The sequence below is a fragment of the Pseudoalteromonas sp. 2CM37A genome (assembly GCF_023161885.1).
GTDB classification, from domain to species: Bacteria; Pseudomonadota; Gammaproteobacteria; order Enterobacterales; family Alteromonadaceae; genus Pseudoalteromonas; species Pseudoalteromonas atlantica.
The window spans coordinates 179,578-194,126 of sequence record NZ_JALNTJ010000001.1 but is presented as its reverse complement, the minus strand read 5'-3'; the positions used below and the strand labels follow the sequence as shown (position 1 = coordinate 194,126).

The following is a 14,549-nucleotide window of genomic DNA, read 5'->3' as shown; positions in this document are numbered from 1 at the left end:
TAATCTATCCTATTCTTAAGCATTAATAATTTAAAAATAAGTAGAATTACATGGTGAATACAGATTTGAAACATAAAAAGTGCAGCGCTATTTCTTTTATTTATATTGTCCCCTTAACTGTAATTGCAATTTTATCTATCTGTATTCACTTTATGCTTGATGAAGTAATAGACGCGCAAACCGATACTGGAAAACTCGTAAATGTAAGTGGTCAACAAAGAATGCTTTCGCAACGGGTGAGCATGTTTACTTTAGAGTACTTAATGTATGGCTCGCAGGATTCTAAATTACTGGCCATTAATGCTTTAAACTCTTTAAAAAATAATCATAAATACTTATTAAGTGAGCATTATGGGGCGCAAGTATTAGGCGATGAAAGCCCGCTATCTAACGAGTTATTAGCAATGTATTTTAAAGAGCCTGTTAATGTCGATAAAAAATTAAGTATGTTTTCAGATAGAGTTGAAGAAGTATTAAAGTTAAAAACACAAACACTTAATTTAGATACAGTGCAAGAAAGCTTTTTTTCTTTAGCAAAAGAGCCGCTTTTAAAAGCGTTTAATACGGTAGTTATGCAGTACGAAAAAGAGAGTGTTGACAGGGTTAAAAGGCTACACACTATTCAAGGCATTGTAATTATAGTTATTTTATTATCTATATTAGTCGAGTTTTTACTCGTTTATAAAGCCAGAAATAAAAAACACATTTAATATCAGTGTAAGCAATAATGCACATTGGTATAAATTATTAAGCGTTTAAGCTAGCAAAACAAAGCCATTTAAACGCTTAATAGTTTTATATTGTTATAGGTTATCGTCGCTAATGCGGCTTGCTACCGCACTACTTTGATCTTTATATTTTGCGTCTTTACGAATGTTGTATGGGTTTTCGCAGGGTCCTGAAAGCATTTCAAAGCTCATTGCACCAATTTTCATCATTGGGCGCAGCGCTAGTGGCAACTTACCTGAATTGTAAAATTCTAAAACAATATTACCACTCCAACCTGGGTCGATTCTGTGCGCTGTTACATGCACCATTAAACCTAAGCGGGCAAGTGATGAACGACCATCTAACCAGCCTACTATGTCGGCAGGAAGTGTTACTTTTTCATGGGTAATGGCCAATGCCAGTTCACCTGGGTGTAAAAAGAAAGCTTCGCCATCGGCAAGCTCAATCTCTTCACTCATTATTGATTCCATAGCCTTATTTAACTGATCTTTAGGGCCACTTAAATCTACGTACGCTGCGTTATGTGCGTTAAAGGTTCTAAATTTGTTCCCTAAACGCAAATCGGCTGTCACACCCGAAATCATTTCATTAGTCGGCGCAGGCTCAATCACTATGCGGCCATCGCTTAAATATTCTTTAATATGGGTATCTGAGAGTCTCATTTTTTTCTTAGTCCTGCGTTATCACTATCTCAACACCGTGTTGGTGCTGCTGATAAAAAAGCGTGCTGGCAATCAGTCTTGCCGTTGCGCTGTATGTGTTGCTAATAGCCGCGCTGGTATCACTGGCGATTAATTTACCTTGCTCTGAGTATTCACGAATATCTATGGCAAGTGGAATATGGCTTAACACCGGTACGCCGTGTTTATGGGCAAGTTTTTCTGCGCCATCTTTGCCAAATACATGGTTGGCTTCACCGCAGTGGCTACAAATGTAGTGACTCATATTTTCTATAAGCCCAAGCACAGGTACGTTAACTTTATTAAACATTGCAATGCCTTTTTGCGCATCGGCAAGGGCTAAATCTTGTGGCGTAGTCACAATAACAGTGCCGCTGGCAGGCACTTTTTGACTCATTGTTAGCTGTATATCGCCCGTACCCGGTGGCATATCAACAATTAAGTAATCTAGTTCGCCCCAATCAGTTTCGTTTAATAATTGGTTGAGCGCTCCCGATGCCATTGGGCCCCGCCATACCGTTGCGTCATCACTTGGCACTAAAAAGCCGATTGATTGCGCTTTAATGCCGTTGGCATCAAATGGCTGAAGCAGTTTGTTATCTTTGGTTTGTGGCTCTGCACCTACAAGCCCCAATAACATAGGAATAGATGGCCCATAAATATCAGCATCTAAAATCCCTACTTTTGCGCCTTCGCTTTTAAGCGCCCCGGCTAAATTTACAGCAGTAGTTGATTTTCCTACCCCCCCTTTACCTGAGGCAATCAGCACAATGTGTTTAATGGCTTTAAATTTTGCAGGCTCTTTTATACTCACCACAGAGTCTATGGTAACCGGTGTATTTATACTTTCACTTACGTGCTGCTCAACTAACGGCATTTCTGATTGAGCCGCAAATGGCAGCGTTATTTTAATGTGTATTGATTTATCGTCATTTTGCGAAATGGTATCAATAAAACTTTCATCAATACCTACGGCAAATGCCGCGCTTCGATACGCCGCTAAGGCAGTAATAATCGGTTGTTTTTGCACCGATTTAGAGGAGAATAGTTTCGACAGTCCAAACATAGCAATTAAATAGCGTTTCTTTGATGAAAAGTGCCACAGAATTATGTAACATTCAGGGCATTAACACCAGTCAATTAACAAAAATCCATAAGCTGCGCGTACCGTTAGTCCAAAGCTTATGGATAAATTAATGATAACCGCCTTTTTTGTAGTAAAAATGGTGATTTATCCTCAATTCGGAATAATTATGACGCAGCGAAAGATCCTCATTACCAGCGCATTACCTTATGCAAATGGCCCTACTCACTTAGGCCATTTATTGGAATATATTCAAACTGATATTTGGTCACGTTTTCAAAAGCTACAAGGCCACGAAGCTTATTATGTTTGCGCCGACGATGCTCACGGCACGCCAATTATGCTTAATGCGCAAAAGCAAGGGATCACGCCTGAAGAAATGGTTAAAAATGTAAGCATTGAACGCCAGCGCGACTTTGCCGACTTTAACATCAAGTTTGATAAATACCACAGCACCCACAGCTCAGAAAATAAAGAGCTGAGTGAGCTTATTTATAACCGCCTTAATGATGCGGGTCATATTAAAAAGCACACTATTTCACAGTTATTCGACCCTGAAAAAGGCATATTTTTACCAGATCGCTTTGTAACAGGCACTTGCCCAACGTGTAAGTCTGAAAACCAAAATGGCGATAGCTGTGACTCGTGTGGCGCAACTTACAGCCCAACCGAATTAATAAACCCGCGCTCAGTAATGTCAGGTGCAGAGCCAATTTTAAAAGATTCAGAGCATTACTTTTTTGACCTGCCAGCATTTGAAGGCATGCTTAAAGAGTGGCTACACTCGGGCTCTATTCAGCAAGAAATGGCGAATAAGTTAGATGAGTGGTTTACCGATGGCCTGCAACAGTGGGATATTAGCCGCGATGCGCCTTACTTTGGTTTTGAAATTCCAAATGCACCGGGCAAATACTTTTACGTATGGCTAGATGCGCCAATTGGCTACATGGCAAGCTTTAAAAATCTATGTGACGAAAAAGGCCTCGACTTTGATGCATTTTGGGCTGAAGGCTCTGATGCTGAGCTTTATCACTTTATTGGTAAAGACATTATTTACTTCCACAGCTTATTTTGGCCAGCCATGCTAGAGGGCGCTAATTTTAGAAAGCCAACTAACGTGTTTGCACATGGCTTTGTAACCGTCAATGGCGAAAAAATGTCTAAATCAAAGGGTACGTTTATAAAAGCACGTACTTACCTTGATAACCTAGACCCAGAGTACTTACGTTATTACTACGCAGCTAAATTAAACAGCGGTATTATTGACCTTGATTTAAACCTAGAAGACTTTGCACAACGTGTAAATTCAGACCTAGTAGGTAAAGTAGTAAACATAGCAAGCCGCTGTGCAGGCTTTATTACTAAAAAGTTTGACGGTAAATTAAGTAGCACAATTATGCAGCCTGAACTACTTGAAGAATTTCAAGCTGCCGCACCGAGCATTACTGCCCACTATGAAAACCGTGAATACAGCCGCGCAATTCGTGAAATTATGGCCCTAGCCGACAAAGCAAACCAATTTATTGATGCCGCAGCGCCATGGGTACTCATTAAAGATGAAGCAAAACAGCAAGAAGCGCACGAAGTGTGCTCGCTTGGCCTTAACTTGTTCCGTGTTTTAATTACCTATTTAAAACCTGTATTACCAGGTATGGCTGCAAACGTAGAAGCCTTTTTAAATGACGACTTAGCATGGGATGGCGTTCAAAATGCACTTGTTGCACACCCTATCAATAAATTTAAGCCGCTCATGCAACGTGTAGAAATGGATAAAGTGAATAAAATGGTTGAAGAATCAAAAGAAAGCCTAGAATCAAAAGTAACAATTGACCCTAATAGCCCACTTGCAAAAGAGCCAATTGCGGATGAAATTGAATTTGATGACTTTGCAAAAGTAGACTTACGCGTTGCTAAAATTGCTAAAGCAGAGCATGTTGAAGGCGCCGATAAGCTACTTAAACTTACGCTGGATTTAGGCGGCGAAACACGCCAAGTGTTTGCTGGTATTAAATCGGCTTACGCACCAGAAGACATTGAAGGCAAACTTACTGTAATGGTTGCAAACCTTAAACCTCGTAAAATGCGCTTTGGTATGTCAGAGGGTATGGTATTAGCTGCAGGCCCTGGCGGTAAAGAAATTTACATTCTTAACCCAGACGATGGCTCAGAGCCAGGCATGCGTGTAATGTAATTTATTACTTATAAAAAACCGCTGAAATATCAGCGGTTTTTTTATGAGAAAAAAACGTTTATACCAATCCATTTAATTAAGTGTGCTATTTTGAGGGTGCAAAAGCGTGTTGATAACTAGACAAAAACTCGCTATTTAGTTATTCAAAATGATCAAAGTGAGAGCTTTGTAACGCGTTTAGCCCCAAAATAATTAAGTATTATTGCCGATTGCTGTTACACGTGTGACTCTGGATTAAATAAAGTGAAGTGACATTATGAGCCAAATTTTAAATGCCAACAGAATAAAAATAAGCAACCAAATAAAGCAACATAAGTTAGTTGTTATACTTCGCTTAAAGCAACAAAGCGATGTAGCCCCTTTAATTAATTGCTTAGTTAATGCAGGCATTAACGCGCTAGAAATCACCTCAAATACACCTGGCTTTGAGCAAGAAATAGCAAAAGCACGCGCTGCTTATAAAAATACACTCATTGGCGCTGGCACAATAATTAACACCGCCCTTGCGCAACAAGCGATTGATGCCGGTGCGCAATTTATAGTTACACCAAATACTAATCAAGCAGTGGTAGAGCTTGCCCACCGCCATGGTTTACCTGTATTAATGGGCGCACTCACCCCTACCGATGTTGCCAATGCAATAGAGTATAACGCCGATATTATTAAGGTTTTTCCTGCAGGCAGTGTGGGGGTTAATTACTTTAAAGCGCTAACGGGGCCTTTTTCTGATGTGCCATTAATGCCCGTAGGCGGCATTAATTTAGACAACCTAACACATTGGTTTGCAGCGGGGGCATGCGCAGTGGCGGTAAGTAGTGATTTTAGTAAGCCGATAAATAACAAACAGCAATACGACACATTAAGCCAATTGGTGTGCAAATACATATCAGCGGTCGCTCACTTAACAAACTAAATAATACAGCTAAAAGTGAGCTTTTATTAAAAGTAATACAGCTTTAATAACGCTCTTTTAACTCCCCAATTTCTTTTGGATTTTAGTTTGCCACTCAAGTGCAAGCTCGGGTAGTTCAAGTGCTGCTAATAATACGTTTTCATAATCTGGGTAGTGTTTATCAAAAAAGGCCTGAAACAACGTTTTAACCGAAATGTTATGCTCAGCTTTATGTTCAATAGTCACGGCATCGCCCGTTTTAGCAACACCTTGCTCAAGCACTCTAAAATAAACACCCGTGTGGTAATACTGAGTAAACAGTTTTAGGCTTTGTTTATTATTAAGTGCGATAGCCAATTTAAAGCACGGCACACGGGGCTGGCTTACTTCAAGCAGTGCAGTACCTATACGAATACGATCCCCTATACGAATATTTTGCTCATCAAGCTCTGAAATTGTGAAGTTTTCGCCAAAGGCACCGACTGCTAAATCATCATTTTTAAGGGTGCGCTTCCAATAATCGTAATGATTGTGCGAAAACGCATAAACCGCTTTATCCACCCCGCCATGATTGACTAAATCGGCTTGTTCATCACCTATTATATTCAGCTTTTCAATAACAACCGGCTCAGTGGTTGGCGTTTTAAATATGCCCGTTTTAACCTTCTTGCCGTTATGCTCAACCGTTTTTATTTTAGAGATATTGGTAGAGATTATTTTCATCTTAAACCTTTGATTATAGCTAAAAGTAAGAGTGCGTAAGTTTCATCATTCATCCTTGAAGATCAACAAAGTAAGATTATAAGTCAAAAATATATAACAAAGTTAAAATCAGAAACACTACAAATACAGGCGTAAGTACATAGAAAAGGATATTTGCTACGGTTTTGTGTTTTTCTCTAAAGCGAAGCATGCCATTGTAAGTCGCTCTAAAAAGTGGGAATGTAATAAAAGCTCTAAAAATTGCCCAAGAAACTAAGCTGCAGTGAAGTTTTATTTCAAACCAAAACTGTTCCGGATTAATGTTTAAAGATTGACTCGGTGAGCTTTTGGACCCCACTGACCAGCCAGTTAATAGCTCTAACATAATTATAAAAATAAGTAGAGCCGCTACCCATAGGTAAGCTGACTCTATTGATTCTCTTTTTGAGATAAGCTTTTTCATTAATATTTTATAAACGCATTTAAATAGGCTTACACAGGCCTACTTTTCCCACTTGTTTAATGCTTGCTTGTCGCTTTGTTTAAACTCAACCCAGTTTGAGGAGTCTTTAAAATGCTCTTTTTTCCAAAACGTAGCGTGGTTTTTTAAGTAATCCATAATAAACTGTGCGCCTTCAAACGCGGCTTGGCGATGGCGGCTAGTTACGCCAACAAATACAATTTGCTCACCAAGCGCTAAATAGCCTACTCGATGAATAATACTTATGCGGGCAAGTTGCCAGCGTGTTTGGGCTTGCTCGGCTATCGATTGCAGTAGTTGCTCAGTCATCCCTGGGTAGTGTTCAAGCTCAAGGGCAATTACGTTATCGCCGCTGCTAAATTCTCGCACCAGCCCTGTAAACGTCACTACGGCACCATCACTTTTGTTATTACTGCAAAGTGCGTCATGTTGCTCGCCTACTGAAAAATCCTGCGTTTGTACGTTAATGCTTATACTCATTAGCCACCTGTCACTGGTGGGAAAAAAGCAAGTTCATCCCCTGCTTTTACAAGCTCATCGCTTGATGACATAGTTTGATTAAGCGCACACAATACATCACGCTCTTCAAGCCATGACTGCCAATGCGGGTTTTGCTCAACCAGCATGTGTTTAAACGCTTTAACGCTAAGGGTATGCGCTATATCAACGGTTAACTTATCGCACTTTAGGCGCTCTTTAAGTTGGCCAAAAAACAGCACGTTTACATGCCCTGCATCAGTATTATTTAAATTAGTCTCGCTGCCAGCTGCCATGCTTGCCTCCTGCTTTTTGCGTTACACGCATACCGTGTATTTCCATAAGCGGGTCGGCGGCTTTGCACATATCAAATAATGTAAGGGTCGCCACAGATACAGCGGTGAGCGCTTCCATTTCAACGCCCGTTTTACCCGCCAATTTACAGTAGCTAGTGACTTTAATTTGGCTATTTGCTTCATCAAGTTCAAAATCAACGGCTACTTTACTCAGTGCCAGCGGGTGACAAAGCGGAATTAAATCAGCGCACTTTTTAGCGCCCTGAATACCCGCAATTCGGGCTACGCCTAGCACGTCACCTTTTTTATTTTGATTAAGCAACACTTGCTCAAAAGCCTGTTTGCTCATTTTAATGTAGGCCTCGGCAGATGCATCGCGCAGAGTGACCTCTTTTAGCGATACATCAACCATGTTTGCTTGGCCGTTTTCATCTACGTGGCTCAGCATATTATTGCTCTCGCGATTCGCATTTTTTACCAATAGTAATATGCGGTGCAAAGTTACATGGCTTGTGCATTGAGTCTAACTGATCTTTTATAATACCTGTCCAGGCTGTTTTACATGCGCCCGTAGAGCCAGGCATACAAAAAATAACGGTGTTATTGGCAAGACCCGCCAACGCACGCGATTGAATAGTTGAGTTACCAATTTCACCGTAAGAAATATGCCTAAATAGCTCTCCAAATCCATCTACGCTTTTATCAAACAGCGGTGCAAATGCCTCTGGTGTTGAGTCGCGCTCGGTAAAGCCCGTACCTCCGGTTACTAAAATGGCGTGAATGGTGTCATCGGCAATCCACTGCGATGCAACTGCTCGCATTTGGTAAACATCATCTTTAACTATGTCTTTATCCGCTAAGTGATGGCCTGCTTCAGTAAGGGCTTTAATTAAATAATGGCCTGAAGTATCCGTAATTTCATCGCGTGTATCGCTTACTGTCATTACGGCAATGTTTAATGCAATTTGTGACTCAGTTGTGTGGCTCATAGGGTTCTTCTCAATAAATTAGGTTTGTGTTGGTCAAATTGCTCGTTAACAGCTTTAAATTGCGCCGGTGTATTGGTATTAACAAGTGCGTGCGCTTTATTACATTTTAGCGTTTGCACACCAATACTACGGGTAAACTGTTTAATTGATTTATGACTATTTGCGTTTATGAGTAATTGTTTTAAATGACGTTTAACGCTTTGGGTGTTACGAATATACAGGGGTAACGGTTCATTTTCAAAGTGCCACGCATGTATTTGTGGCTGATTTGTTTGAAAGTGGGAATTATCGCTTGCTGCAGATGCAATTTGCGATAATAAAGTGCAAGTAAGCAACGGCATATCAACAGCGGTTACAAGTATATCTTGCTCTGTTGCCATTAAGGTTGAATAAATCCCCCCAAGCGGGCCCGAACCTGGGTATATATCTGCGATGTATTGCGCAGTAGCACTTTGTACATTACGGCTTATAAGTACATCACTTGCTCCTGCTGCTGTTAATAACTCACATGCATTTTGCAGTAATGTTTTATTTTTTAAAATAAGGTTGGCTTTATCGCTGCCCATTCTGGATGATTGCCCACCCGCGAGTACAACCCCCGTAAACACGGCTTTATTACTCATTTTAGCCGCCCAACATAGCTAAATGTGTTGTGGCGCCGGTTAAGCGCTTATCAAGCTCATGGCTAATGGTTTTATTGCCCATAGCCGCTTGAATCGCATTTACAGTGGCTGGCATATCTTGCGCATTTAAATGCGGGCGTAAGTCTATTCCTTGCTCGGCAAACAGGCACAAATGTAATTTGCCTAATGACGATACTCTTAATCTGTTGCAGCTTTTACAAAAATCTTTACTGTAGGGCATAATTAAGCCAATGCGACCCTCAAAATCGGGATGACAAAACTCCTCTGCAGGGCCGTTTAATTTACCTCTCACTACCTGTAACCAACCTTGTGATAAAAGCTGCGCTTTAACACTTTGCCCGCTTACATGGTTTTGTTCAAAAAAGGTGGCACCATTGCCTGTTTCCATTAATTCGATAAAGCGTACCGTTACTTTTTTATGTTTTACCCAGTCTAAAAAATCACTCAATTGGTTTTTATTAAATTGCTTAGCCAGCACTGCATTTATTTTTATATCTTTTATACCCAGCTCAATTGCCCGGTCTATCCCTTTTAAAATATGATTTAGCTTGTCGTGTCCTGTAATTAATTTAAACATGCTCGGGTTTAAGCTATCTATACTAATGTTTAGCGCATCTAAGCCAGCGCTGTAATACTCATCAATTTTATTAAATAAGTTAAATCCATTGGTTGTTATGGCGACTTTTTCTATGCCTGGGGTGTTTTTACATTGCTTTATAATGTCGGTTACGTCACTGCGTAAACACGGCTCACCGCCCGTAATACGCACTTTTTTTGTGCCTAATTGCGCAAACGCATTTAATAAGGTGTTTATTTCGTTTTTATTTAAAAAGTTACGCGGGGTATCGCACTGATACCCATTTGGTAAACAATAGGTGCAACTAAAGTTACACACATCGGTAATTGAGAGGCGCAAATAGTTAAACTGCCGACCAAATTGATCATTAAGCATATGCTTCCTTGTTTATTTACATTTCAACTGCAACATCAATACTGTTAGCGTTTTGCGTAGTATGCTGCTTTATTAATTGGCTTAACTGGGTTTTACACGACCCACAGTTAGTGCCGCATTTTAGTTTAGACCCCAATTGCTCTACTGTATTTTCACCACTTTTAATGGCGTTTATAATGGGCTGCTCACGTACTTTAAAGCAACTACATACTTGCGCGCCTTGAGTAAACTCTTCATCGGGCGTGGCATACAACAATGACTGTAATTGGCTAAAGGTTATTAAAGGCTCTGCAAATAAGTGATTTATCCACTCAAGTGATATGTCTTTTTGAGCCGACGAAATAACCGCAACAAACACTAACTGCTCGTTTTTAATACATTGAACATGCATTGCTTTTGCACTGCCCATTGCCGACCACTGCCCTTGTAACCCTGTCAGTGTTTGGCAATAATAAAGCAAATCATTTTGCGGCTCCTTGAGTGCTAACTGATAGTTAACACAATTACTTGCGTTAACTTTAAGCCAAAAATCACTGGTTATTTTAAGCTCTGTTTTGCTAAAAATTTGCATGTACTGAGCAAACTGCGCTTTAACTAAATCAACAGCACCATGCTTACACTCAGCTTGGCCCGAAATAGGGTCAACAACCGATTGATAGAGCCCACTTACCGTAGCGGATGAGGCAAATTGCTTGTTCCAGTGAATAGGCATAAAACATTCGCCTTTTCGCACGGCCTCTGTCACTTTTGCATGAGCCGTAACTTGCCCCGTTTTAGCATTGGCGGTTATTAAATCGTTTGCTTTTATGTTTAATTTGCAGGCATCTATGGGGTTTATTTCAATATATGGGCGCGTTATATGAGTAGAAAGGGCTGTACTTTTCCCAGTGCGGCTCATTGTATGCCACTGATCGCGTATTCGTCCTGAGTTCATTACAAAAGGGTAATCGCTTGATGTTTGCTGCACAGGAAGTTTGGGCGTTATAGGTATAAAGCGGGCTTTTTTATCTGCGGTGCTAAATTGTTTATTAACAAAAACCTGCCCGTTTTTATATGGCTCATTTTTTAGTACCGGCCACATAACGGGTTTTAAGTTATCGTATTGCTGCTGCGAAAGCCCTACTAAGGCTGATAAATTTAATAGCCTATCACCGTTATTTTCAAAATCAGTAAGTTGTGCCCATTCTTCAAAAATGCCACTGGGGTCTGTAAAGTCAAATCCTTCAAAACCCATTTTTTGGGCAACTAAACACATTATTTGCCAATCGTTTTTAGCCCCCGAAAATGGCTCAACTAGCGGGCGCTGCCTCGATATTCTGCGTTCTGAATTAGTCACTGTGCCGTTTTTTTCGCCCCATCCGGTTGATGGGAATGCCACATTAGCAAATTTTAGCGTATCACTTTTAGCAATACAGTCAGACACAACCACCAGCTCACATTGCTCAAGTGCATGTTGTATGGCTGCGTTATTAGGTAGGCTCACCATCGGGTTGGTTGCCATTATCCAAATAGCTTTTATTTTCCCTTTGGCGATTTCATCAAACATATCAATCGCATTACACCCTGCTTTTTTAGCTATTGTTGGCGATTGCCAAAAACGCTGCACTAACTGTTGGTGCGCGTCGTTTTCAATGTCTAAATGTGCTGCTAATTGATTTGCCAAGCCCCCTACTTCACGCCCACCCATAGCATTAGGCTGCCCCGTTATTGAAAACGGGCCACATCCAGGTTTTAGCAATTTGCCCGACGCTAAATGCGCATTTATAATGGCATTACACTTATCAACCCCTGAGCTTGATTGGTTAATACCCATTGAATAAAAACTAATAGCGGTTGGGCTTTGGGCAAATAAGGCGTAAAAGTCACTGACTAGCTGCGCGTCAATATCACAAAAGTCACTTACCGCTTTTACACTCCACTTTTTCGCCTCTACAAGCGCTGTTTCAAAGCCATTTGTATGCGCGTTTATAAATTGCGTATCTAAATAGTTATGTTCACTTAAATAAGTAAGTAAACCGTTATAAAGAGCCCCGTCGCTGCCTGGTTTTATATTTAAAAAGGTATCGGCAAGTTCGGCTGTATCGGTTTTTCGCGGGTCGATAACCACTACTTTCATGTTTGGATTAAGCTTTTTTGCGCGCTCCATACGCTGGTATAGTACCGGGTGAGTCCACGCTGCATTTGAGCCAATTAAAATAAGTAGCTCAGTGTGCTCTAAATCTTCGTAGGTACATGGTACTACGTCCTCACCAAATGCACGTTTATAACCGGCAACCGCCGATGACATACACAGCCTTGAGTTTGTATCTATATTGCCTGAGCCTATGTAGCCTTTCATTAATTTATTGGCAACGTAGTAATCTTCAGTCAGTAACTGCCCCGATACATAAAACGCAACCGACTCCGGTCCATGCTCTTTAATAATGGCGTTAAATTTGTTGGCAACGTAATCAGTTGCCGTATCCCAGCTGGCGGGTTCGTTATCAATAAGAGGCGATGTTAAGCGATTATCAGTGCCTGTGGTGTCAAGCAAGTGCGTGCCTTTAACACACAAGCGGCCAAAATTAGCGGGGTGCTCGCGCGTGCCTTCAAGTTTTGTTGGGGTATTATTTAATAATGAAATATCAACCCCACAGCCTACACCACAATAAGCGCAGGTGGTTTGTTTAAGCAAAGGTGTGTTTGAACATGTGTTTAATGTTTCCATACTGCTCTCTTATTCTTTGTGTTAAGCGCTCTGTGATACTGGCTCATCTACTGGGGTTAGCGTAGCTATTTTATTATTAAGCGCACTGCTAATAACGCTTTGCACTAGTTTTTCACAGCCTCCACAACCCGTACTTGCTTTAGTGGCTTGCTGCACTTTATTTAAATCGCTACAACCTTGTATAACCGCTTGTTCAATAGTGTGTTTTGTCACTTTGTGGCACGCACAAATAATGGCATCACGTGGCAAATCATCAGCGTTTAGCTCGCCCGCGTCACCTGCAAGCGGCATTATTAATGACTCTGCGGGCACACTAAGCTCAATGCCATTTAAGTGATACTGCAATAAATTATCGTAATCACTGGTATCGCCAACCAGTACAGCACCTATGAGCTTATTGCCTTGCTCATTAGTGACTACTTTTTTGTAAATACCGTTTGGCTGATCTTCAAAGTAATAGCTAATTGCGCCTTCACTGCGTGCATGAGCATCACCAATTGAGCCTACTTCAACACCCATTAATTTAAGCTTGGTGCTCATATCGGCACCGCTAAATTCATCAGCACTATTTGAGGAATTGTTTGAGGTAGTGTGTAAAGCTTTGTTTGAAGACAGCTGTTGTAAAACATGCCCCGCCGCTACTTTTGCCATCGCGTAGCCCGGTGCTACAAGGCCAAAAATAAAGTTATTCCAAAGGGCGCATTCGCCTATGGCGTATATGTTTTTATCACTCGTTTGGCAATGGTTGTTTATTACGATGCCGCCGCGCTCACCTATTTCTAAATTAAACTCACGAGCTAGGTTGTCGTATGGGCGAATACCGGCCGAGAATACAATCATGTCGGTTTCTAGGGTTTGCCCCCCTTTAAAGCACATTTTATAACGACTGTTTTCACCCTCTATAATTTGCTCTGTCGCCACTGATGTATGCACTGTAACGCCCAGCTCGATAATTTTATTTTTAAGCAATCGACCACCAGCACCATCTATTTGTACGCCCATAAGTTGTGGTGCAAATTCTATTACATGGGTTTGCAAGCCAAGTTGCTTTAACGCGTTGGCAGCTTCTAGCCCTAATAAACCGCCGCCAATTACTACGCCCACTTTGCTGGCATGTGCAGATTTTTTTATGGCGTGTAAATCGTTAATGGTTCTGTAAACTAGGCAATGCTCACGGTCTTTTCCTGGAATGGGGGGTACAAATGCAAATGAACCGGTAGCCAATATTAACTTGTCGTATTCAAATGTTTTGCCTTTTGCAGTAGTGACTGTTTTTGCATCGCGGTTTATATCAACCACTTTAGAATGAGTATGAAAGCACACTTGCCAATCTTGATAGGTTTTACTGCAGGTAAGTGCTAAATCGTCTTCGGTTTTACCTTTAAAAAAAGACGAAAGCTGTACGCGGTCATAAGCGAGTCGGTCTTCACCGCTGAGTACGGTAATCTCCATATTTTGAGTATCACCTTGTTGTGATACTAGCTGTTGTACAAAATGATGGCCAACCATTCCATTTCCGACAACTACAACACGCTGCTTGCTTGGCATTAAAATCACCTGTTTGATTTAAAATACACTTAACTTTAGATGGGTACTTTAAATGTATAATTTATTATGTGTTGGTTATAGCAATATGCAAGCCAGATATATAAACAATATATTTCAACAACTTAACTGAGTTAACACAGTAAAAAAGAAGTGAAAGCACCACAAGCTGGCGCTATT

15 protein-coding genes are annotated in these 14,549 nt (G+C 40.8%); 3 read left to right on the top strand and 12 right to left on the bottom strand.

What is annotated here, in order from left to right; translation table 11 throughout:
- The first annotated feature begins 50 nt into the window (after nt 1-50).
- A complete protein-coding gene (locus MTF68_RS00850; protein ID WP_248461375.1) occupies nt 51-710 on the top strand; it encodes a type IV pili methyl-accepting chemotaxis transducer N-terminal domain-containing protein in 660 nt (219 codons plus the stop codon).
- Nucleotides 711-803: 93 nt separating this feature from the next.
- Here MTF68_RS00850 and dcd read toward each other — a convergent pair whose 3' ends face one another.
- The gene (gene dcd / locus MTF68_RS00845; protein ID WP_004587761.1) at nt 804-1,391 is read right to left on the bottom strand and encodes a dCTP deaminase; all 588 of its coding nucleotides are present in this window, start codon (nt 1,389-1,391) and stop codon (nt 804-806) included.
- A gap of 7 nt (nt 1,392-1,398) precedes the next feature.
- Nucleotides 1,399-2,475 carry an iron-sulfur cluster carrier protein ApbC gene (gene apbC, locus MTF68_RS00840; protein WP_248461374.1) on the bottom strand — a complete coding sequence of 359 codons (1,077 nt, stop codon included), beginning with the start codon at nt 2,473-2,475 and terminating at the stop codon, nt 1,399-1,401.
- Between the two features lie 187 nt (nt 2,476-2,662).
- Here apbC and metG point away from each other — a divergent pair, with 187 nt between their 5' ends.
- The gene (gene metG / locus MTF68_RS00835; protein WP_064385641.1) at nt 2,663-4,684 is read left to right on the top strand and encodes a methionine--tRNA ligase; all 2,022 of its coding nucleotides are present in this window, start codon (nt 2,663-2,665) and stop codon (nt 4,682-4,684) included.
- A 256-nt stretch (nt 4,685-4,940) separates the two neighbouring features.
- The gene (locus tag MTF68_RS00830) at nt 4,941-5,597 is read left to right on the top strand and encodes a bifunctional 4-hydroxy-2-oxoglutarate aldolase/2-dehydro-3-deoxy-phosphogluconate aldolase (RefSeq protein WP_248461373.1); all 657 of its coding nucleotides are present in this window, start codon (nt 4,941-4,943) and stop codon (nt 5,595-5,597) included.
- 57 nt (nt 5,598-5,654) lie between these two features.
- Here the strand turns inward: MTF68_RS00830 and MTF68_RS00825 are convergent, their stop codons facing one another.
- The 10 genes from MTF68_RS00825 to MTF68_RS00780 form a co-directional block, all read right to left on the bottom strand.
- The gene (locus tag MTF68_RS00825; protein WP_248461372.1) at nt 5,655-6,299 is read right to left on the bottom strand and encodes an MOSC domain-containing protein; all 645 of its coding nucleotides are present in this window, start codon (nt 6,297-6,299) and stop codon (nt 5,655-5,657) included.
- A 76-nt stretch (nt 6,300-6,375) separates the two neighbouring features.
- Entirely contained in the window at nt 6,376-6,741 is a 366-nt protein-coding gene (locus tag MTF68_RS00820; RefSeq protein ID WP_248461371.1) for a hypothetical protein, read from the bottom strand.
- Between the two features lie 39 nt (nt 6,742-6,780).
- A complete protein-coding gene (gene moaE / locus MTF68_RS00815) occupies nt 6,781-7,239 on the bottom strand; it encodes a molybdopterin synthase catalytic subunit MoaE (RefSeq protein WP_096041863.1) in 459 nt (152 codons plus the stop codon).
- Nucleotides 7,239-7,532: a MoaD/ThiS family protein gene (locus MTF68_RS00810; protein ID WP_248461370.1), complete on the bottom strand. Its 294-nt coding sequence runs from the start codon at nt 7,530-7,532 to the stop codon at nt 7,239-7,241. The genes moaE and MTF68_RS00810 overlap by 1 nt, the downstream gene beginning before the upstream one ends.
- Nucleotides 7,510-7,980 carry a cyclic pyranopterin monophosphate synthase MoaC gene (gene moaC / locus MTF68_RS00805; RefSeq protein ID WP_004587754.1) on the bottom strand — a complete coding sequence of 157 codons (471 nt, stop codon included), beginning with the start codon at nt 7,978-7,980 and terminating at the stop codon, nt 7,510-7,512. The genes MTF68_RS00810 and moaC overlap by 23 nt, the downstream gene beginning before the upstream one ends.
- A gap of 1 nt (nt 7,981) precedes the next feature.
- On the bottom strand, nt 7,982-8,521 hold the full coding sequence (moaB, locus tag MTF68_RS00800) for a molybdenum cofactor biosynthesis protein B (protein ID WP_004587753.1): 540 nt from the start codon (nt 8,519-8,521) through the stop codon (nt 7,982-7,984).
- A complete protein-coding gene (locus MTF68_RS00795; RefSeq protein ID WP_248461368.1) occupies nt 8,518-9,144 on the bottom strand; it encodes a molybdenum cofactor guanylyltransferase in 627 nt (208 codons plus the stop codon). The genes moaB and MTF68_RS00795 overlap by 4 nt, the downstream gene beginning before the upstream one ends.
- Before the next feature lies 1 nt (nt 9,145).
- The gene (gene moaA / locus MTF68_RS00790; protein ID WP_248461367.1) at nt 9,146-10,117 is read right to left on the bottom strand and encodes a GTP 3',8-cyclase MoaA; all 972 of its coding nucleotides are present in this window, start codon (nt 10,115-10,117) and stop codon (nt 9,146-9,148) included.
- A 16-nt stretch (nt 10,118-10,133) separates the two neighbouring features.
- Entirely contained in the window at nt 10,134-12,824 is a 2,691-nt protein-coding gene (locus MTF68_RS00785; RefSeq protein WP_248461366.1) for a nitrate reductase, read from the bottom strand.
- A gap of 21 nt (nt 12,825-12,845) precedes the next feature.
- A complete protein-coding gene (locus MTF68_RS00780; RefSeq protein WP_248461365.1) occupies nt 12,846-14,372 on the bottom strand; it encodes an FAD-dependent oxidoreductase in 1,527 nt (508 codons plus the stop codon).
- Nucleotides 14,373-14,549 lie beyond the last annotated feature (177 nt).